This window comes from Stenotrophomonas nitritireducens (assembly GCF_001700965.1).
Lineage (GTDB): Bacteria > Pseudomonadota > Gammaproteobacteria > Xanthomonadales > Xanthomonadaceae > Stenotrophomonas > Stenotrophomonas nitritireducens_A.
The window spans coordinates 3,834,225-3,854,229 of the sequence record NZ_CP016756.1; the positions used below are offsets into that span (position 1 = coordinate 3,834,225).

Below are 20,005 nucleotides of genomic sequence, written 5' to 3' on the forward strand. Positions count from 1 at the left end.
CGAGCCATGCTCGGCAGGGGCTTTCCCGGCAATGCTCCAGAAGCTGCCCTCACCCCAACCCCTCTCCCGCAGGCGGAAGAGGGGCTTTGAGCGAAAGCGGGGCACATACCGCGCGCTGCCTTGCTCTGCTTATTACTGCAACGTCACCCGCTTGCGGTTGTCGGCCGATACCCGATCGATCAGTTTGTTGTACGGGTCGAAGCCAGCTTCGTCGGGCTTCTGGTCGACGGTGACGGTGATGCTGGGGGCGGCAGCGGTGATGTGGTGGCGCTGCAGGTACAGCACCTTCTCATCGCGCTCCTTGCCGGAGGCGCCCTTGGCGAACACGCCTACTTCGATCCAGTCATCCAGCGTGCCCGGCGTTTCCTTGCCAACGCCGTCTGCGTAGCGCTTGTCCGCATGCATCTGCAAGGTCACGTCGTAGCGGCCATCTGCGCGCTTCTTCGCATTGGCCTCGACCACGCGGTTGTCATAGAAGCTGATCTTCTCGAACAGGTCGGTGATCAGGGCCTGCTGCTCGGGCTTGGCTTCGGCACGGATGAACTGCAGCAGCTCGGCCGAGGTGGTGTAGGGCGGCTGCTGGAAGGCCTTGGCCTGGATGAAGCGGGAAAGTGCACGGTTCAGGGCTTCGTCGCCCATTTCCTCGCGCAGGCGGTAGAACACCACCGAACCCTTGCGGTAATGGATGTATTGCTGGTTCTCCACCCGATACAGCGGCAGCTCTTCGACGTCTTCGCCACCGCGACCCGACAGGTAGTTGTCCAGCTCGTCCTTCAGGAACTGACGCATATGGCCGCGTCCGTATTCCTTTTCCATCACCATCAGCGCCGAGTACTGCGACAGAGACTCGGACAGCACAGTCGCGCCCTGCACATTGGCGCCGATGACCTGGTGCGCCCACCACTGGTGCGCCACTTCGTGCGCGGTCACATAGAACACGTAGTCGACATCATCCTTGTCGCGCAGGTCGGCGATGAAGCCGATCGACTCCGAGTACGGAATGGTGTTGGCAAAGCTCTGTGCGAAGGACTGATAGCCGGGGAATTCGATGATGCGTACCTGCTTGTGCTGGTACGGGCTGAAGTTGGCTTCGTAATAGGCCAGGGACTTCTGTACGCCTTCAATCATCCGATCCACGTTGTAAGGATGTTTGGCGTCGTAATAGATCTCGATCGGGATGTCCTTGTACGTCGCCTTTTTCACCATCCAGCGTGCCGACAGATAGGCATAGAAATTCAGCATCGGCCGGTCCATGGCATAGCTGAAGCAGCGGCGGCCATTGCGTTCGAACTCCTTCTGCAGGTAGCCCGGGGCCAGTGCGATCTGGTCCGGTGCGGTGCAGATGGTGCTGCGGAAATCCAGCCAGTCGGCATCGTTGGAGATGTAGGTGTTGGCACGTGCGGCCTCATCTTCCAGCTTCGGCATGCGCGTCGGTTCGCCCAAGTCACGCTTGCGGCGTTCGTTGCGGTCGCTTATCTCGGCACCGGTGTCGTAGCCGAAGGCCGGTAGCACGCGGCTGTTGAAGAAGCTGCCGTTGTCGACGATCTGGCTCTGCGCTTGGTCGGCGGTGATGCCGTTGGGATGGATGTCCACGGTGAAGCGGATATCACGTTCCTCGCCCGGCGCCATCGGCGTATCCAGATGATAGATGCGGTAGCCCAGTTCCTCGTCATGGGTGGCCAGCTTGGCGCCGCCCATCTCGATGTTGGCCAGCGTGCTGTCATCGCCCATCGCGACATGAATGTCGGGAATGGCCGACGAATGCGTATTGCGCACGCGGTAGACGCCATCAATGCGTACCGACTGCGTCTCCGGATGCAGGTCGACCATGTTGTCGATGGCGACGATGCGCGGCTGCGGCAGGTCCTTGTACTTGCGGTATTCGCGCTCATAGCGGGCCTGGCGGTCCAGCATTTGGTCTGGCGAGACGAACTCGTTGCGGATATTGGTGCTCCAGTACAGCCAACCGCCGCAGGCAATGAAGGCCAGCGTGGCTGCGGCCAGCCCGGCGCCCAACGGCCCGCGCAGGCGCTGTTTGGCCAGACGCAGGCGCTGCCGCCAGCCCGAATCCACACCGCGCACCCACAAGGCGGCACACAGCAACAGCAAGGCCAGCAGGAACAGCGCCCAGTAGCCCTGGAAGGCCAACTGCCCGCTCAGGAAATGGCCGTAGCCATTCATGTCCGAATACGGTGCAATCGGCCAACTGCCGAAGTTGTACAGGTTCTGGGTGTAGTCCAGCATGCCCAGCACCGACTGCCCGATCAGCAACAGGATCAGCAGGGCATAGCCCATGAACTTGTTGTTGCTCAATACCTGCAGCACCAGCGCCATGCCGCCCATCAGGATGTAGACCACCGAATCCAGCGCCAATGTCTTGAGGTACAGCAGCGGCTCGATATGGGTATACCCCTTGCTGAGCTGGATGGCGATGGCGGTCAGCCCACCGATGGCCTGGAATGCGAATACCACCGCAACCAGGGTGAGGAACTTGCCCAGCAGCGGCACCCAGTTCGGCACCGGCATGGCATCGCTGATGCCGGCGATGCGCGCGCCGCGCTCACGCCAGACCAGTTCGCCGGCGTAGAACAGCACGATGATGATCAGCAGGAAACTGAAACTGCCCTGCAGTGCTTCCAACATCTGCGAGGTCACCGGCCAGCTGGGCGTGCCGTACATGGTGCGGCGGTGCAGGGCAGTGGGGATGAAGTTGGCCATGCCCAGCACCAGCAACACCAGGAATGGCGCACTGCGGAACACGCCGAGCGCGTCGAAACCCACCTGGCGCAGCAGCTGCCGCCAACCGGTTGCGGCGTTGAAAACCGGCGTGACCTTGGGCGCAACCACATTGCTGCGCTTGCCATCGGTGGTGGCAACGCTGACGGCCTTCTTGCCGCGCTTGCGGCCGGTGCCGCTACGTTCGGTACGGAACAAGGCGAAGGTCGCAGCGAACAGCGCAGCGGTCACCGCCAGCCATAGCAGCCGGTTTTCCAGCAGATAGCCGGTGAAGGCGGGCAGGCCGGTGTTGCGTTCTTCGGCTGACCAGTAGCGCATGGCCTGGCTCATCGCACGCATGCCGAGCGGATCGAGCAGCGAGGAGATCCGCATATTGTCGACATCGGCCAACAGGACACGGCTGACGCCATACAGTACGAAGAACACGATCACGCCGATGTAGACCCACAGGATGTTGCGGGTGGTCACCGCCAGCAGCGACAGCAAGGCGGTGGTGAACAATACATTCGGCACCACCATGAACGCGAACGCCCACAGATACGGCTTCAGCGTTACCGGTCCGAGCCGGGCGGCATCTATCCATGGCATGAACTGGGCGGTGAACAAGCCCACGGCGATGATCACGCACATCAACAGGCTGGCCAGCAGCGCGGCACCGAGGCGGCCGAGCAGGTAATCGCGGCGTTTGATCGGGCTGGAGAACACCAGCTCGGCGGTGCCCAGCTCGAAATCGCGCAGCAATGCGTTGCTGACGAACAGAGTGACCACCAATAGCCCGAGCAGGGTGAAGGAGGTCATGAGGGTGGTGATCACCGACGGTGCATTGCGATGCACATTGCCGATGCCGCCACCGATCTGGATGGCGTCGCTGGCACCGGCGCCGAACGCGATCAGCGCGAACAGCACCGCAAGCAGCCATAGCAAAGGGGAACGCAGCTGCTCACGCAGCTCGAAGCGCAGGAAGGCGAGGGTCATGGTCGTCTCCGTCAGGCGGCCTGCGCCTGCAGGCGCAGGCGCTGGAAGTAGACGTCCTCGAGCCCGGGCGCGACCGGCTCGAAGCCCGCCTCCGGGCAGCTTTCGGCAAACACATGGATCACCGGATGACCGCCGACCAGGCGCGTCGACAACACGGTGAAGCGGCTTTCGTAGTCCGGCAGCGCGGCCTTGGCCACCTGCTTGCGCCACACCTGAGCCTGTAACGCATTGATCGCGTCGGCCGGGCGCCCGGTCAGCAGCACCTGTCCCTTGTTCATGATGGCCATGGTCGGGCACAGGTCGGTGACGTCCTCGACGATGTGGGTGGACAGGATCACCGCCACGTTCTCGCCGATCTCAGCCAGCAGATTGAGGAAGCGGTTGCGCTCCTCAGGGTCAAGGCCCGCGGTGGGCTCATCGACGATTACCAGCTGCGGGTTGCCGAGCAGGGCTTGGGCAATACCGAAACGCTGGCGCATGCCGCCGGAATAGGTACCGAGCTTGCGCTTGCGCGCGTCCCACAGGTTGACCTGCTGCAGCAGGGCCTCCACCACTTCCTTGCGCTGCTTGCGCGCGGTCAGGCCCTTGAGCACGGCGAAATGATCGAGCAGGTCCAGCGCGCTGACCTTGGGGTAGACGCCGAAATCCTGCGGCAGGTAGCCGAGCTTGCGGCGCAGCGCGTCCTTGTCGCGGAGGATGTCGATGCTGGCGCCATCGGCGGTGGTCAGGATGGCGCTGCCCGCATCGGCCTCCTGCAGGGTGGCCAGGGTACGCATCAGGGAGGATTTGCCGGCGCCATTGGGGCCGAGCAGGCCGAACATGCCCCGCGGAATGTCGAGATCGACGTTTTTCAGTGCATGGACGCCATTGGCGTAGGTTTTCGACAAACCTCGGATCTGCAGCATTGGACCGGACCTCTCCCTGGATGAATGACCGCAACAGTGTGCTTCGGCCGGGCTTTCGGCAATGCGCCGGAAGTCACTGGGTACAGGGGCTGCGATAGCGCCGGAACGTGACCGCTGGGCGCAGTTGTGGGAGCGGCGTCAGCCGCGAAGCTGGCGATGTTGGGCAAAAGGGGGTGGTGCAATCTGCTGGTGCGGGAGCTTCGCGGCTGACGCCGCTCCTACAAGAGCAAGGCACGGCGATGGCCTTTGCCCCCTCCCTTTTGCGCAGCAAAGGGGAGGGTTTGGGAGGGGTTGGCTTTGCGCTGTTGGATGTGGGGTTGCGCGGCTTGCTCTGTTACTCGCTGATGTTTTGCTGGGAATGCCTCTGCCGAGCATGGCTCGGCACTACGGTGCAGGCGTTGTCCAGGGACGAAGGTAGTGCCGGAACGTGCCCGGTCGGCGCAATTGTGGGAGCGGCGTCAGCCGCGAAGCCGGCGATGTTGGGCAAGAGGGCTTGGCGCAATCTGCAGGTGCGGGAGCTTCGCGGCTGACGCCGCTCCTACAAGAGCAAGGCAAGGCAATGGCCTTTGCCCCCTCCCTTTTGCGCAGCAAAGGGGAGGGGTGGGGAGGGGTTGGCTTTGCGTCGTTGGCTTCGCGGCTTGCGTCGCTCTTACGGCCAGTTGGCGCTGATGTGTTGCTGGGGATGCTTCTGCCGAGCATGGCTCGGCACTACGGTTACGGTGCAGGCGTTTCGTAGAGTTCCAGCGGCAGATCGTCCGGATCGGCGAAGAAGGTGAAGCGGCGGCCGGTGAATTCGTCCACGCGGATCGGCTCGCAGTCCACGCCTTCGCGCTGCAAGTGCGCGACCACCTCGTCCAGCTGTGCGACCCGGAAGGCCAGATGGCGCAGGCCGCAGGCTTCCGGCCGGCTGGGGCGCGCCGGTGGATCGGGAAAGGAAAACAATTCGAGCTGGCTGCCATCGGCCAGGCGCAGGTCCAGCTTCCACGAATCACGCGCAGTGCGGTGGTTCTCGGCAATCACCTCAAGTCCAAGAATGCGCACATAGAAATCGCGCGAACGCGCATAGTCCGATGCAATCACTGCCACATGGTGGATGCCGCCGAGCAGGTTCATCGCGCCGCATCCAGCCAGCGGCGGGCGATATCGATGGCCAGCGCATAAGGCTCGGGTTCGTTGCGGTTGCTCAGCACGATCACGGTCAACTTCTGCTTTGGGTAGCGCACGATGACATTGCGGAAGCCGATGCTCTCACCGCTATGCCAGAGCGCATCGCCGTTGATGCGCCAGCCAAAGCCATAGAACGGCACATCGGGTTCAGGGGTGCGGTTGGCCGGGCTGAAGGCAAGCTGCAGCGAGCGGGCTTTCAACAGGCGCTCGTCGTACAGCGCCGCGTCCCACTTGGCCAGATCATCAATCGAGGAATAGATGCCGCCATCACCCAGCACCGCGCTGGTGGTGCTTTGGTCGGTGCGCTGCCAGCGGCCGTCAACCTGGCTGTAGCCGTATACGCGGTTGGGCACCTCATCCACGCCATCCTGATGGGCGTAGGTGTTGCTCATGCCCAGCGGCAGGAAGATGCGTTGGCGCAGGAAGCTGGCAAAGTCGGTGCCCGATGCCTTGCCGACGATCAGCGCGAGCAAGGCATAACCGCCATTGCTGTAGCGGTAGCCGTTGCCCGGCGTGAAATAGGTGCGGTTCTCTTTCTCGAGCAGCCGCAGCACGTCATCGTCATGCACCTGGCGGCTGTCGGCCGGGTCCATCAGGTCTTCGTAATCGATCAGGCCGCTGCTGTGGCTGAGCAGCTGGCGCAGCGTCATGGTGTCCGCCACGGCCGGCAGGGTGGGCAGCCATTTCTTCAGCGGATCGTCGATGCCCAGCTTTCCGTCCTCGGCGAGCAGCAGGATGGCTGCGGCGGTGAACTGCTTGCTGACCGAAGCCAGGCGGAAATTGCTGGCCGGGGTGACGGCGGTGCCGTCTTCCAGCACCGCCAACCCATAGCTGCGGCGGAACGCGGGCTGGCCGTCCTTCAACACCAATACCGAGGCGCCAGGCACCTGGCCGTCATAACGCTGCATCAGTGCATCGATGCCGGGATCGGGCGGTGCCAGTGGCACCGCGACAGTCAGGCTGGAGTACACCAGGCTGGAGCACGCGAACAGGCACAGCAGGGCAAGTCGGGGTTTCCAGCGACGCATGGTGGCTCCTTGGCGGGGTGATCAGGCTTTCTTGCTGGCGATCCAACGGTCGATCTTGGCTTCCAGGATGTCCAGTGGCATGGAACCATCCTTGAGCACTTCATGATGGAACTCGCGCGGATCGAAACGCTCGCCGAGTTCGGCCTTGGCCTTTTCGCGCAGCAGCCGGATCTTGATCTCGCCGACGCGGTAGGCCAAGGCCTGGCCCGGCAAGGCCATGAAGCGTTCCACTTCCGAAGCGGCGTCGGCGGCCGGGATGTCGGCGTTCTTGACCATGTAATCGATGGCCTGCTGGCGGCTCCAGCCGGCGGCATTGAGGCCGGTGTCGGCGACCAGCCGCACGGTGCGCAGCAAGGTGGTCTGCAGGTAGCCGAGCTGGTCGTACGGGTCGCTGTACAGGCCCAGTTCCTGGCCCAGCGATTCGGCGTACAGTCCCCAGCCTTCGACGTAGGCGACATCGCCGCCAAGGCGGCGGAAGCGCGGCAGCGCGGTCAATTCCTGCTGCGCGCCCAACTGGTAATGGTGGCCGGGAATGGCTTCATGCAGGTACTGCATGGTCACTGCCCAGCGTTTGCGCGAGGGCAGGTCGCCGGTGTTGACGTACAGCACGCCCGGCTGCTGGCCATCGGCGCTGCCTGGCTGGTAGCTGGCGGCGCTGGAGGTGGCGGCGCGCTCGCCTTCCACCGGCTTGATCTCAAGGCGGGCCTTGGGCTGCTCGTTGAACAATGCCGGCACCGCTGCATTCACCCGCCGCCCGGCATCGGCGTAACTGGCCAGCAGCGCATTGGCGTCACGGAACACGAACTGGCGGTCGTTGCGCATCGCGTTGAAGGCTTTCTGCTGCGAACCACGGATCCTGGCCTGCTTCATCACCGCATCGATGCGGGCCTGCAGGTCCTTGACCTCCTGCTCGCCCAGGGCATGGATCTCGGCCGGCGAGCGTGCCGGCGAGGTAGTGCTGGCAACATTGTGGGCGTACCAGGCGCGGCCATTGGGCAGTGCGGCCATGCCGTCGGTGCTGCGTGCGGCGGCCATGTATTCGGTGGCGATGAAACCGCGCAGCGAGCGGTAGGCCGGCATGATCCGGTTCTCGATCATGCGCTTGTACTCGGCAGTGAGCCTGGCCTTGTCCTCGGCGGAAAAATCCGCTGGCAGGTTGCGGATCGGGCCCCAGAACAGGCTTTCCTCAGCGCTGGGTTTGATCACCGCATCAAGCTGCGGCAGCACTTTTTCCATCAGTGCCCGCGGCTGCACCACGCCAGCGGCCTTGCCCTCGCGCATGTTGGCGATGGCCTGCTCGAACAGCGGTGGAATGCCCAACGAGCGCTTGGACCAGTTTTCATAGTCCTTGATGGTGCGGAATGGCTGCGCGCCGGCACCTGAGCCAAGCACGGCGATGATGCTGGACAGGTTGTAGTACTGGTTGATCGGCAGCATCCAGGTCGGGTACTGCTCGCCGGCCAGCGAGACATGCGCATCGCGCACGAAGATCTCGTAGCTGAGCAGGTCCTGGCCCTGCAGGCCGGCGGGGCCGACGGCTTCGACCTTGCCCAGCCACTCGACCATGAAGTCATGTGATTGCTGGCGCGAAGCCGCCGACAGGAAGTTGGGCAGCTGGTCGTTGTAGCGCGGGTCGCCCTGGAAGGTGGCCTGCAGCGGGTTCAGCCGCATCGAGGCATCCCAGTACTCGTCATAGATGCGGTTGAGCTTGGCGGCGTTGTCCTGCTTGATCGGCAGCGGTGCCGGCGCGGGCCGGCGTGGCGCGGCGCGCGGCGTGCTGCGCGGCTTGGCGGCACGGCTCTGCGCGGTGGACTGGCGCTGGGTTTTCTTCTTGGCGGCCTCGGCAGGCGCTGCAACGGACAGCGTCATGATCGAGGCAATGGCGAGCGCAAGCAGGCGCAACGGGCTGGAAGACATCAGGTGTTCCACAAATACATCGACCCGGGAGCTTGCCCGATATCGGCGGTGACGACCAGCCGTGGCACGGATGAACAGGTGGTGCTGATACAGCTACGGTTACGTCCCATGCCCTGCGGCGCGGCCTGCAGGGCATGGGCGGGGTTCAGCGGTCCCCTGCGCGGGTGAATGGCACGCTGTCCGGGGCGACTGCGCCGCCGGAAATGATGAAGCTCATGGCCTGGTCCACGGTCCAGTCGGTGGGCGTGAGCAGTTCCACTGGCACGATTTCCAGGTAGCCCGAGGTCGGGTTGGGGGTGGTGGGCACGTACACGGCGGCCAGTTCGCGGCCGGTGCCCTGCTCGGTAATGACGCGGGTGACCAGGCCGATGGACTTCATGTCACGGTGCGGGAAGTCGATCAGCACCACCCGCTGGGTGCTGCCGGGCTTGGTCTGCAGAATGTCCAGCAGCTTCTTGGCGCTGTCGTAGATGATGCTGGCCAGCGGGATGCGGCGGATGACCGCGCCAAACCAGCGCAGCAGCTGTTGGCCTATGACCCGGCGGCTGAGGATGCCCACCAGCAGGATCACCAGCAGCGTGGCCAGCAGGGCAATGATGTCCTGCATCCATTCGGCCTTGATCCAGCCCAGGTAATCCGGGAACGAGGCGGCGATCCGCGCCGACAGCGGCACCACCAGCGGGCTGCTGATGCCCGAGAGCAGAACGAAAACGAACTTGACGACCACCCAGGTCAACCAGATCGGCAGCAGGGTCAGCAGGCCGGTGAGGAAAAGACGTTGCAGGGAGGGGCGGGGGGCGGGGGAAACGGCTTCGGGCGACATCCGCGAATTGTAGCGGTCGGGTGCGGCCTGCATGCGTGCAGCCAACACCTGGAAGAGGCGCGTTCAGAGAAAGCTGTGTTGCTGGCTTGGCTCAGTCCGCCTTGCGGGCATCCGGTTTGAGCCGCACGTAGACCTGCTTGCGCACCCGCGCCACCACTTCCCCCTGGGCGTCGAGCACGTCGTTCTGGAACCAGTGCAGATATTTCTCGCCATTGGCAGTGGCCGCCCGCACCTCGTCCAGGGTGGCGTCATCCAGGCGGAATTCGGTCCACACCACGCCACGGCCGGGCCTGAGGAACTCGATGGTGCCGGCCTTGTCCCAGACGAAATAGCGGCTGCCCATGTTCTGCAGCAGGCACAGCATCCAGAACGGATCGGTCATCGCGAACAGGCTGCCGCCAAAATGGGTGCGCACATAGTTCACGTTCCAGGGCCGCTGGCGCAGCTCGACCCGCACATGGCGGTAGTCCGCGCTGATGTCGGTGACATGGATGCCGGCAAACAGAAATGGCGGCCATAGGTTGATGCCGTGGCGGAACAGGCTGGCTTTCATTGTGAAGGCGGATGCGCGGGGGAGCCGGAGTCTAACATCCGCAGGCGTATGGAAAGGCTAGTTCGGCCACGGCGGGGCGATGTGGTAACCGTCGCGGCCAGCCTGTTTGGCCTGGTACAGCGCGCCATCGGCGGCTTCGAAGAGCCGCGCCGGGCCGTCGTCCAGGCCCGGCAAGACCGTGCACAGGCCGATGGTGACGGTGGTCTTCACCTTGATGTGGTGGGCCTTGTCGACCGGGATGTTGAGCTGGCGGACCTGGCTGAGCAGCGACTGCACCAGCTGCTCGGCGCCTGCCGGCGGAGTGTCGGGCAGGATCAGTGCGAACTCGTCACCGCCGAAGCGCGCAGCCAGATCACGCGGGCGCCGGGCGACTTCCTCGATGGTGCGGCCCAGGTGGCGCAGCAGGCGGTCGCCGACCTGGTGGCCATAGGTGTCGTTGCAGGCCTTGAAGTGGTCCACGTCGATCAGCAGCAGGGTGAGCGGACGCCCGCTGCGGCGTGCGGCATCGTTCTCGCGGCGCAGGGTTTCCTCGAAGCGCATGCGGTTGGCCAGCCCGGTCAGCGTGTCGCGGTTGGCCTGCCGGCGCCAGTAGCGCATCTGCCACAGCGTCCACACCAGCAGCATGGTGGCAACACCAATCGTCGCCGCTGCCGGTGCAAACCACAGGTTGGCGCCGCGCAGCAGGGCCATGCTCAGCAACAACGGTACCGGCAGCGCCAGTGCGCCCAGCAGCCAGCGCCAACGGAAGCGGGAGGTGATGCCCAGTGCGGCAAGTACCACCAGCAAGGCGCTGATCAGGACCTGGGCACTGCCTGTCAGGGTGCCGATGGCATTGCCGGCCAGCAGCATGGAGGCGACATTGGCCTGGTATTCGCTCCCGCTCATCCAGGCGTCGCGCGAGGTAGGGGTGAGCAGGCGCGGGGCGATGCCATTGGCGGTCATGCCGACTATCACCAGCCGCCCCTGCAGCAGCTGGGCCGGAACCCGGCCTTCCAGCACATCCACGTAGGACAGCTGCGGAAAGCTGCCCGGCGGCCCGGCATAACGCAGCCGCACGTAATGGTCGCGATGCCACTGGTAGGGGCTGTTGGCAAGCGGGGCCGGATCGATCAAGCCGGGCAGGGGTTCGCGCACGCCGGCCAGGGCCGCGCCCAAGGCCAGCCAATGCGGGGAACCGATGCCGGCCTTCAGGTACAGGCCACGGGCGACGCCGTCGGCATCGACTTCGATATCGGTATGCGCCAACGCGGCGGCGGCCTTGGCAATGGCGGGCAAGGGCAGCAACTCTTCAGGCACTGCTTCATCGCTGGGCGGGGCTGCCAGCACCGGCAGCACCACCCGTCCATTGCGGCTGATCGCCGCTGCCAGCGCGTTGTCCTGGCTGGCGTCGTTGCGGTCGGCTTCGGGCAGCATCAGGTCCAGCGCCACGCGTTCAGCGCCGGCCTGGTGCAAGCGGTCGAGCAGGCGCGCATGGATGCTGCGCGGCCACGGCCATTGGCCAAGCTGCTGCAGGCTGCGGTCGTCGATGGCGATGATCAGCAGGCGCGGGTCGGGCGGATACTCCCAGTCGCCGGCCAGCGCGTCATAGCTGGCCACGTCCTGCTGCCAGAACACCCGGCCATGGCTGGCCCAGGCCACCAGCAGGCCGCAGCCCAGCACGAACAGCAGGCGGTAATACCAGCGCGGCCGCAGGGGTCTCACAGGGCAAGCAACAACAAGGCACCAGCGCCGACGCCGTAACAAAGCCGACAGGACAGCTGGATCTGTTGCGGGGCCGAGAACATCCCGGCATAGCCATCGTCGGCGATGCTCTTCACCCGTACATGCAGGGTGCCGCCGCGCCACGGCCGCTTGAACGAGACCTCGGGGACATCCAGCTCGCGGTCCAACAGCAGATGTGAAAATTCCCCATCGCGGGCGATCTGCACGCGGTAGTGCCGGGCGGCGCTGTCGGCGGGCCAGCGCAAGGTCAGCAGACCTTTGTGGTCCTTGTCCGACTGCAATGGCGTTGCCACCGGCGTGTCGCTGAGCTGCAGTGGCAAGGCCTGGCCGTAGCGGCCGGGCGCGCCCTGTGCATCCAGCGAGGCCACGCGCCAGAAATAATCACCCGCCGCCAGCGGGCGGGTGATGCGCAACTGCTGGCCGCGGCTGGTCTGCTCGACCAGCGGCTGCACGAAGTTGGGATTGTCGGCCACCTGCAGCACGCTGCCGGTGGCCCCGGCAACCTTGGCCCACTCGAAGCGTGGTTGCAGCTGGTGCAGGGTCTGTCCGTGCGTTGGTGCCAGCGTCAGCGGCGCGGGCAGGCCTTCGGGAACCGAAAAATCGCGCGCGGCGTCCAGACCCTCGACGCCATCGGCATCGACGGCGCGCACCAGCAGCCGCAGCTGGCCGGGCGGCAGGGTGTCGATCTGGATCTGCGGCGTGCTGACCTCACGGGCAAACAACTGCACGTCCGGCGCTGCCGCAAGCACGACTTCCACCCGGTAACGGATGGCGGCTGTGAGCGGCTGCCATGTGGCCAGCAAAGGCAGCGGCTGCAGGCGCAGCTGTGAATCCAGCAGTGCCGGTGCCGGCAGCAGTGGCTGCGGTGTGGTCGGCGCAGCGTCCGCTGTGCGCACCAGGGTGGCATGGCCGGCGTCGATCACCCGCCTGCCGCGTTGATTGCCGACCTGCACATGACCTTCAACGACTTCGGTGCTTGCCGGGCTGTCCTGGTCGCCAGCGTTCACCCGGAACAAGGTGCCACGCACGCTGCTGGTCGCGGTGGGGGCGGTGATGATGTAGCGCGATGCAGGCCCGCGTGCAGGTGTCACCTGGCTGCTGCTGCGCCCGCGCTGCAGGCGGACGCGGGTATCGACCATGCCGGTAGCGCCGTAGCTGCTCAGCTGATCCAGCTGCAGCTGCGAGTTCTCGCGCAGTTGCAGGCGCGAGTCATCGGCAAAGCCGAGCGTGACGCTGGCGTCGTCGCCGGTCTGCACCTGGCTGCCGATCGTCAGCAGCATGTCCGCCTGCAATGGGCGGGTGCCATGGATCGGGTCGCTTACCTGCACATGGCCACGCAGCGCCAGCACCCGTGCCGGGGCGGGTTGCACGCGCAGCCAGGGGACAGGGAAGCGCAGGGTCTGGCCGGGTGCAAGCCGATAGGGGTCGCCTATCCGGTTGTGTGCCTGCAGCTGCTGCCACTGCACGTCGGCCTTGAGGTAGCGTGCGCCCAGGTCCCACAGGGTGTCGCCGGGGCGTGCGCGGTACGTCCAGTCCTGGGCGCTGGCGATGCCAGCCCAGCAGAGCAGCAAGCCGGCCACCAGCAGCTGCAACAACGTGGGGCGAACAGCAGTATTTCTCACGGCGACGTTGGTTCCGAAAGCGCGTGTCCGTTACGCTGGCATCGTGCAGGCTGCAGACTCATGCGTGTCCGATCCGGGTAACCGTGGCGAGCGCCACGGCGGGATCATCCTTGTATGAGTCGTCCATTTCCGTGCGATTGACACACAAATTGAGCTGTCTGGTGTCAAGTCAGAACAGCAGCGAGGACATCTTGCGGCGGTAACGACCCACCAGGTCTTCGTCCTCGATCACCCGGAACGCGTCTATCAATGATTTCTTCGGCAGGTTGTCGCGGAAGCTGCGGTCGATACGCAGCATTTCGATGAACTGTTCCAGCGCGGCCTCGTCTTCGCCCGCCAACAGGTGCTGGATGCCCACCAGATGGCGTGCTTCCAGATCATTGCCGTCGGCCTGTACGCGTGCGGCCAGGACGTCGGCGGCTGGTGCATCCTGCAAGGCGGCGGCGAAATCCAGGCGCGCGCGGGCACGGATGGCGCGGTCGTCGGTGGCGAGGTTGGCCGGCAGGCCGTCAAGCAGCGGCCCGGCTTCGCCGGTGGCGCCGATCTTGAGCAGCGCCAGGGCAAGGTCGAGCTTGAGTTCGGCCTTGTCCGGCTCGGCGCTGATCGCCTCACGCAGGGCGGCAACTTCGGCCTGCGGATCCAACGGCAGGGCCTGGACTTCTTCTTCGACGGCCGCAGCCTCGGCAGGTACCACGCCGTGCTGGGTGAGGAATTCGCGCAGCTGGCCCTCGGGCATCGCGCCGGGGAAGCCATCAACGATCTGCCCGTCCTTGATCAGAAAGACGGTGGGCACCGAGCGGATCTGGAAGGCGGCAGCAATCTGCTGTTCCTTGTCCACATCGACCTTGGCCAGCTTGAAGGCACCGTTGTATTCGCCGGCAAGCTTTTCCAGGATCGGCCCCAGGCTCTTGCAAGGCCCGCACCAGGTGGCCCAGAAATCGACCAGCACGGGGGTCTGCGAGGATTTCTGCAGGACCTCGGCTTCGAAGGTTTCGGTGGTGGCCTCGAAAACGTGGGGAAGATCGCTCATGGCTGACTACATTACTGGCAGGAAGTCCCTTTATGGCGACGTTGGGGCCGATTCTCAACCGCCAGAGGTACTGCATGGGTGTTTTGGGGGTGAGGTTTGCCGGGAGAGGTCGGCGCTACCGCTTCTGCTCCCTCCCTTTGGCCGGAGGCCAAGGGGAGGGTTGGGGAGGGGTAGGTTTTGCGCTTGCTGATGGGGTTTGGGCTTCGCGGCTTATGCCGCTCTACGTTGTTGCCAGGCGGGGAGATTGCTGGGAAGGCCTCTGCCGAGCATGGCTCGGCACTACAATGAAAAACGCCGCTTCTTTGGAGAGAAGCGGCGTTCGGGTGGCTGCAGCGCTGGCCCATTGCCTGCGGCTCAGGGGTGACTGGCCGGTTCCTGTGCCGGTGCCAGCGGGATCGGGGTGGTGGCCGGGGCCACGCTGGGGGCGGCGGGCAGGCTCAGTTCGGGGTTGACCTGCTGCGCCTGCAACGCCTTGATCTGCTGGTTCAGGGCTTCCAGCTGCGAGTTGGTTGCACGCAGATCCGTGCTCAGGGCCACCGCCTGCTGCTTGCGTTCCTGCAGGGCATTGCTGACCTGCAGAGACTGCTGGCGCTGCTGTTCCACTTCCTGCTGCAGGCCGCGCAGCCGGCGCTCGTTCATGGCAACCAGCTTTTCGCTGTAGGCCTTGCCGGCCTGCAGGCGCACGGTGTCCAGGTAGACCTGGGCCAGCTGCTTGGTCTGGTCGGCAAAGGTGAGGTAGAGGCTCTCGGCGTTGTCCACCGACTCGGTGCGGATCACCCGCCAGAACTCCTTCTCGTGGAACAGCGCGACGTAGTAGTTCAGGGAATCGGCATGGAACAGCAGGCTGGCACCGTAGTTGCCGTTGTAGGTGGTGCGCAGCTCGGTGAGCGCGTTGTTGCCCATCAGCCGTTGCAGCTCGGCCACGGTATTGCCCACCGCGCTGTCTTCACTGTTGGCGGGAGCGGCTGGCACCTCGGCTTCACCGCGCTGCCAGCGCCCAGCCATTGCAGCAGGGGCTGCAAGCAGGCCGACAACAAGCAACAGCGCGCAGCCAAGCCGGCTCGGAAGCATCTCGATCCTTCTCATAAGTCCTCGTAATTCCCCCGAACTGCGATGGTCGTCGCATTTAATGAATGCGCCGGTTTCGGACCCGAGCATAGCACGCGATTTGGCGCCGAAAAGGCCGGTGCCGTGGGCGTTTGCCCTGTTTGGGAGAGCGCTCATTCGACCAGCTGGCTGCGGCCGCATTGGATCGACTGCATATGCACATCGGTACGGCCCAACTGCAGCCCCAGAACCTCGGACAGCAGTTCCGACAACAACTTGCCGACGCCGTTGAGCAGCGGCCGCAGCAGGTTGTCCACCACCGGCTTGAGCAGCAGGCACAGTACGCTGCTGCAGGTGCCGCTGCCGGTCACCGGGTTGTAGCTGCCGTTGCCACTGAGCCCGCCGGGTTTGGTCTGCAGGTATTTGGCCAGCGAATTGCTGACGCAGTCATTGAAGCCCAGCCCGGCGATCAGGCCTTGGCACGAGGTCAGCCCGAGCACGTCGAGCAGGCCGCCGATCAGGTTGGGTTTGCTGAGTGTGGTTTCGTAGAGGAAGCCCTGCCAGACCTCGCCCTGCACCTTTTTCGGCGTGCAGCCCAGCACCCAGCTTTCGCAGGTGGGGATTTCGGTGATCCAGCTACCCAGCGCCGGCAGATTGGCGGCGGTGTTGCCATTCTGCAGGGCCTGCACCACGGCGGCGGGCTGGTAGATGCCGTTCTTCTGGGTGGCTTCCAGGTACTGCACGGCCAAGTCCTTGGCGGCGGTGCTGCTGTTGCCCTGTGGGGTGAACAGCGATTGCACCGTGCCGAGCAGGACATCCACCAGGTCTGAGACCAGCTTGCCCACTTTCAGGTCGTTGGGCTTGACGGTGCCGGTCTGCCCTTCGCTCAGCACCAACTGGTCGCGTTGTGACAGCGCCTCCAGGACGATCTTCTTGTTGAGCACGTCGCGGCCCAGCAGGCTGACCAGCGATTCATTGCCGAGCCCGGTGCGGCACAGCTCGCGGGTCGAATCCCATGGCGTGGTGGCCTTGCCGATGCAGACGTTGGCGATGGCGCTGGTGACATCGACGGTGGCCGTCGCTGGCTGGCGGGAGCAGTCGATCGCGGTGAGCTGGCCGTAGCCGTCGATCACGTCGATATAGGTGGGCAGCTTGATGCGCGTGCCCAGCCAGTTCAACACCGCGCCGAGTGCGGGAATGCGTTGCGAGTCGATATCCAGGAACAGTCGCACCTGGCTGTTGTAGGCGGTGCTGCCGACCGGACCGATCGCGATGGAAGCCGGTTCGACAATGCTGGCCTTGGCCTTGAGCAGGCCCAGCAGATCGAGCTGCGGCACTTCCACGGCATGCCGGGCATTGGCGATGGAAATGCTGGTGCCGAGCAGGTCGAGTGCGTTCAGATCCACATCCAACGCGCCACTGGCCGCTTCGCTGCCGCCGGCCACCTTGGCGAACAGACCGCTGCTGCCGCCATTGGAACCCAGTTGCACGAGCACATCGCTGATGCCTGCACCCAGCAGTTTCTGCTGCAGCAGGCGCAGATCAACGCCTGCGACGCCCTGCTGGGTGGCCAGCGAGGCCATCACCTCCAGCAGCTTGCCCACCGACACCTGCTTGGCGGCCAGCAGGTTGTTCAAGTCGCCGACGTTGATGTCGGTGGCGACCGGGATGCCCAGCGCCTGCAGCAGCCCGCGGGGGGTGATCTTGACGTTGCCCAGGCCTTGGTAGCTGGCGATCTGGGTCTGGGTCAGGTCCACCCCGACCAGCCGCAGGATTCCCTGCAGGGGCGCACTGCTGTTGGTGTTGAGCAGGCGCGAGCCCACGCTGAAGGCGGCCTGTGGTGGCATGCGCCGGGCTACGGCGGTTGCGCGGATGCGCGGCAACGACATCAGCTGGCCCAGCATCGGCACTGATTGCCGCGAAGCGGTGACCTGCACCGCGTTCAAGGGCCGGCTGCTGGCAACGCCGACAAAGCGCGCACCCGGCGTCAGCTCGGCACCCCAGTAGCCGCAGCTGATCGCCAGTTGGCCGGCAAACCGGTTGTCGACCAGGGCATTGCTGCGCGCGGCCAGGTTGTCCTTGTAATCGGTAGTGCACTGCTCCAGCCGCTGTGCGCCCGCCAGTGCGGCGAGGTCGGCGGTCTTCTGCACATCGCGCTTGCTCCAGTACAGATAGCCCACCTCGACCAGCCCGAGTATCACTACCAGCCCGAGCAGCAACAGCAGCATCGGCAGACCCGCGCCGCCACGTTGACGCGCGCTGTACGGGAGATCGCGGAGCGCGCGTGACAGGGAGAGTGAGGACGGGCGCGGGCTGTGCATGGTGGGCCTCAGCGGCTGCCGCCGCCTTGCTTGGAATTGGGGAGCGCGGCTTCGAAATACTCGGGAATGGGGTGGTCGAAACTGTTGAGGTAGCGCTGGTAGCTGCGGCTGGCGGCTTCGCCAAGCATCGGCAGCGCATTGCCGGCATGGCTGCCATCGGCCTGCATGCGCAGCAGGGCGCGGGTGGTGTCGCCGATCTGCGAACGTGGCAGGTCGGCAACGGTGCTGCTTGCAGCCGTGGCAGGCGCAGCGCTGGCGTTGTTGTCGCTGGCAGTTGCGTTGGGCGCAGCGCCGTCGGACATGCGTTCGATCAGCGGCGCGTGCTGTGCCGCGGCAGGCGCCGTGCTGAATGCTGCGATCAGCACGGCGGCGGCAAGGGATGTTGCTCGGGTCATGGGGTTGCCTCCTGCGCGGTCGGCGTTGATGGGCTGAAGCGGTCCAGCATCGAGCCTGGCGGGCGTGAGATGGTGGCGGTACCCGAGCGTTGCTGCGCGGCCACGGTGGTGCTGGTGGCCAATGGCGCCGAGGTGGCGTTGGCCGCCGCCACGGGCGGCCGCAGCGTCTGCGCCAAACGGTAGATTTCCGCCCGCGTTGGCGGCGGCAGGTTGGCGCGCTGGATCATGCTTTCCGCCGTTGCCGGCTGCCCGGACAGCATTGCCCACAAGGCAAGATTGGAAATGGCGCGGATGTTGTCCGGGCCAAGTTCCGCAGCCTTGGCCAGCGGCGCGCGGGCCTGCTCTATCTGCCCAGCCTGCAGCAGTGCGAAACCCAGATCGCCTAGATAGGCGACATTGAGCGGGTCGGCGCGTACCGCATTGTCCAGTGCCAGTCGTGCGCCATCGAGATCGCCGCTGGAGGCTGCGACCAGTCCCAGTCCGTGCCAGGCCGGTGCCGCCTGCGTGCCCTTGGTCAGGCCGCGGTAGATCGCGCTGGCTTGACTGGCGTCGCCGGTTTCGCGCAGGGCGTTGGCCTGCAGGATGCGCAGTTCCGGGCTGTCGCCGAAGCGCTGGCGGAAGGCGTCGATATGCGCCAGCGAGGCATAGTGGGCGCCTTGCGCCTGCATCTGCTTGAGCAGCCCCAGGTACATGCCGCGATCATCCTGTGCGGCTTCCACCAGCGATGGTTCAATCTGCGGTTGCCGGTACGCATTGCGGTTGCCGGCACAGCCGGCCAGCGAGGCGGCGATCATCACGCTCAACAGCGCGGTCTTCGTGTTCATTACATCCCCTTGATCGCGGCGGCCAGCGAAATGATCGCCGGCCCGGCCAGTACCAACATCAGCGCCGGCAGCAGGGTGATCATCATCACCACGGTCATCTTCACCGAGAGCTTGCCGACCTTCTCTTTCATCTTCATGCGCCGTTGTTCGCGCAGGCGCATGCCAAATTGCTTGAGCGGCTCCTGTACCGCGCCACCGTGCTGGTGTACCTGCAGCACCATCTGCATCAAGCTGCGCAGGTCGTCGTTGTCGAACGACTCGGACAACCTTCGCAGCGACTGTGCGCGGCTGCGGCCACGGCTGTAGCCGGCATTGGCCAGCTGCAGCTCCTTGCCCAGCACCGGGATGGCGATATGCAGTTTTTCGCCGACCATCTGCAGGCTCTGGTCGATGCTGAAGCCCACGCCCTGTAGCAGCCGCAGCAGGTCGATCAGCAAGGGCAGCTCGTCATCCACCTTGCGCCGCAGGCGTGCGGCCCAGCTGCGCAGCAGCAGCTTCGGCAGCAGGATGCCCAAGGCAAATCCGACCAGCACGATGATCAGGGTGTCGCCGCCGTGCGGGCGCATCAACAGCATGGCCACGAACGGCAACAACAGCGCCAGCAGCACGCGCGTGGCCAGGAACGCGGCGGTGCCGCTTTGCTGGTTCCAGCCCACCTGTTCCAGCAGCAGCCTGTCTTCCGGCGCCAGCAATGCTTTCTGCACGCGGCTGCCATCGAAGTGCTGGCCGATGGCGGCCAGGTCGGCCAGCCGTCGGCGCCACCACACCGCCTTGCTTGCCTTGTCCTGTTCAAGATGCTGGGCGCTGTCCAGCGCGCTCTGCAGCGCTGCGCCAGCCTGCTGGCTGCGCCGCCCGCGGTACAGCAGGCCACCGGCGGCCAGCAGCAGCGCCAGCACCACCAGTACGGTGGCAAGGGTGTAGAGCAGGTTCATGGCGCGCT

The 20,005-nt window shown here is 65.1% G+C and carries 15 protein-coding genes; all 15 read right to left on the reverse strand.

Translation table 11 applies throughout. The features are described 5' to 3' along the window. Positions 1-132: 132 nt before the first annotated feature. The 15 genes from BCV67_RS16335 to BCV67_RS16410 all read right to left on the reverse strand — a co-directional run bounded on the left by BCV67_RS16335 (position 133) and on the right by BCV67_RS16410 (position 19,997). The gene (locus BCV67_RS16335; protein ID WP_062168315.1) at positions 133-3,711 is read right to left on the reverse strand and encodes an ABC transporter permease/M1 family aminopeptidase; all 3,579 of its coding nucleotides are present in this window, start codon (positions 3,709-3,711) and stop codon (positions 133-135) included. 11 nt (positions 3,712-3,722) lie between these two features. Further along, the gene (locus BCV67_RS16340; protein ID WP_062168313.1) at positions 3,723-4,616 is read right to left on the reverse strand and encodes an ABC transporter ATP-binding protein; all 894 of its coding nucleotides are present in this window, start codon (positions 4,614-4,616) and stop codon (positions 3,723-3,725) included. A 714-nt stretch (positions 4,617-5,330) separates the two neighbouring features. Next, positions 5,331-5,729: an SMU1112c/YaeR family gloxylase I-like metalloprotein gene (gene gloA2 / locus BCV67_RS16350; protein WP_062168309.1), complete on the reverse strand. Its 399-nt coding sequence runs from the start codon at positions 5,727-5,729 to the stop codon at positions 5,331-5,333. Beyond that, on the reverse strand, positions 5,726-6,811 hold the full coding sequence (locus BCV67_RS16355) for a serine hydrolase domain-containing protein (protein ID WP_062168307.1): 1,086 nt from the start codon (positions 6,809-6,811) through the stop codon (positions 5,726-5,728). Before BCV67_RS16355 ends, gloA2 begins: the two co-directional genes overlap by 4 nt. A 21-nt stretch (positions 6,812-6,832) precedes the next feature. Continuing rightward, a complete protein-coding gene (locus tag BCV67_RS16360; RefSeq protein ID WP_062168305.1) occupies positions 6,833-8,728 on the reverse strand; it encodes a DUF885 domain-containing protein in 1,896 nt (631 codons plus the stop codon). Between the two features lie 145 nt (positions 8,729-8,873). After that, positions 8,874-9,551 (reverse strand): DUF502 domain-containing protein, encoded by a 678-nt coding sequence (locus BCV67_RS16365; protein ID WP_062171628.1) that lies wholly within the window; start codon positions 9,549-9,551, stop codon positions 8,874-8,876. 91 nt (positions 9,552-9,642) lie between these two features. Further along, entirely contained in the window at positions 9,643-10,104 is a 462-nt protein-coding gene (locus tag BCV67_RS16370; RefSeq protein WP_062168303.1) for a DUF4442 domain-containing protein, read from the reverse strand. A gap of 57 nt (positions 10,105-10,161) precedes the next feature. Continuing rightward, entirely contained in the window at positions 10,162-11,805 is a 1,644-nt protein-coding gene (locus BCV67_RS16375) for a CHASE2 domain-containing protein (RefSeq protein ID WP_062168300.1), read from the reverse strand. Then, entirely contained in the window at positions 11,802-13,448 is a 1,647-nt protein-coding gene (locus tag BCV67_RS16380) for a FecR family protein (RefSeq protein WP_156455839.1), read from the reverse strand. The genes BCV67_RS16375 and BCV67_RS16380 overlap by 4 nt, the downstream gene beginning before the upstream one ends. A gap of 169 nt (positions 13,449-13,617) precedes the next feature. Continuing rightward, positions 13,618-14,478: a thioredoxin gene (gene trxA / locus BCV67_RS16385; protein WP_062168298.1), complete on the reverse strand. Its 861-nt coding sequence runs from the start codon at positions 14,476-14,478 to the stop codon at positions 13,618-13,620. A 354-nt stretch (positions 14,479-14,832) separates the two neighbouring features. After that, positions 14,833-15,483 (reverse strand): DUF2968 domain-containing protein, encoded by a 651-nt coding sequence (locus tag BCV67_RS16390; protein WP_231732371.1) that lies wholly within the window; start codon positions 15,481-15,483, stop codon positions 14,833-14,835. 215 nt (positions 15,484-15,698) lie between these two features. Next, a complete protein-coding gene (locus tag BCV67_RS16395) occupies positions 15,699-17,846 on the reverse strand; it encodes a pilus assembly protein TadG-related protein (RefSeq protein WP_082746571.1) in 2,148 nt (715 codons plus the stop codon). A gap of 8 nt (positions 17,847-17,854) precedes the next feature. Then, on the reverse strand, positions 17,855-18,241 hold the full coding sequence (locus tag BCV67_RS16400) for a DUF3613 domain-containing protein (RefSeq protein ID WP_062168292.1): 387 nt from the start codon (positions 18,239-18,241) through the stop codon (positions 17,855-17,857). Beyond that, entirely contained in the window at positions 18,238-19,065 is an 828-nt protein-coding gene (locus BCV67_RS16405; protein ID WP_062168290.1) for a tetratricopeptide repeat protein, read from the reverse strand. Before BCV67_RS16405 ends, BCV67_RS16400 begins: the two co-directional genes overlap by 4 nt. Further along, entirely contained in the window at positions 19,065-19,997 is a 933-nt protein-coding gene (locus tag BCV67_RS16410; RefSeq protein ID WP_062168288.1) for a type II secretion system F family protein, read from the reverse strand. Before BCV67_RS16410 ends, BCV67_RS16405 begins: the two co-directional genes overlap by 1 nt. Between the last annotated feature and the right edge of the window lie 8 nt (positions 19,998-20,005).

Coding starts and splice junctions, on each gene's coding strand:
- BCV67_RS16335 (WP_062168315.1), bottom strand. CDS start 3,711: ATGACCCTCGCCTTCCTGCGCTTCGAGCTGCGTGAGCAGCTGCGTTCC.
- BCV67_RS16340 (WP_062168313.1), bottom strand. CDS start 4,616: ATGCTGCAGATCCGAGGTTTGTCGAAAACCTACGCCAATGGCGTCCAT.
- gloA2 (WP_062168309.1), bottom strand. CDS start 5,729: ATGAACCTGCTCGGCGGCATCCACCATGTGGCAGTGATTGCATCGGAC.
- BCV67_RS16355 (WP_062168307.1), bottom strand. CDS start 6,811: ATGCGTCGCTGGAAACCCCGACTTGCCCTGCTGTGCCTGTTCGCGTGC.
- BCV67_RS16360 (WP_062168305.1), bottom strand. CDS start 8,728: ATGTCTTCCAGCCCGTTGCGCCTGCTTGCGCTCGCCATTGCCTCGATC.
- BCV67_RS16365 (WP_062171628.1), bottom strand. CDS start 9,551: ATGTCGCCCGAAGCCGTTTCCCCCGCCCCCCGCCCCTCCCTGCAACGT.
- BCV67_RS16370 (WP_062168303.1), bottom strand. CDS start 10,104: ATGAAAGCCAGCCTGTTCCGCCACGGCATCAACCTATGGCCGCCATTT.
- trxA (WP_062168298.1), bottom strand. CDS start 14,478: ATGAGCGATCTTCCCCACGTTTTCGAGGCCACCACCGAAACCTTCGAA.
- BCV67_RS16390 (WP_231732371.1), bottom strand. CDS start 15,483: ATGGCTGGGCGCTGGCAGCGCGGTGAAGCCGAGGTGCCAGCCGCTCCC.
- BCV67_RS16395 (WP_082746571.1), bottom strand. CDS start 17,846: ATGCACAGCCCGCGCCCGTCCTCACTCTCCCTGTCACGCGCGCTCCGC.
- BCV67_RS16400 (WP_062168292.1), bottom strand. CDS start 18,241: ATGACCCGAGCAACATCCCTTGCCGCCGCCGTGCTGATCGCAGCATTC.
- BCV67_RS16405 (WP_062168290.1), bottom strand. CDS start 19,065: ATGAACACGAAGACCGCGCTGTTGAGCGTGATGATCGCCGCCTCGCTG.
- BCV67_RS16410 (WP_062168288.1), bottom strand. CDS start 19,997: ATGAACCTGCTCTACACCCTTGCCACCGTACTGGTGGTGCTGGCGCTG.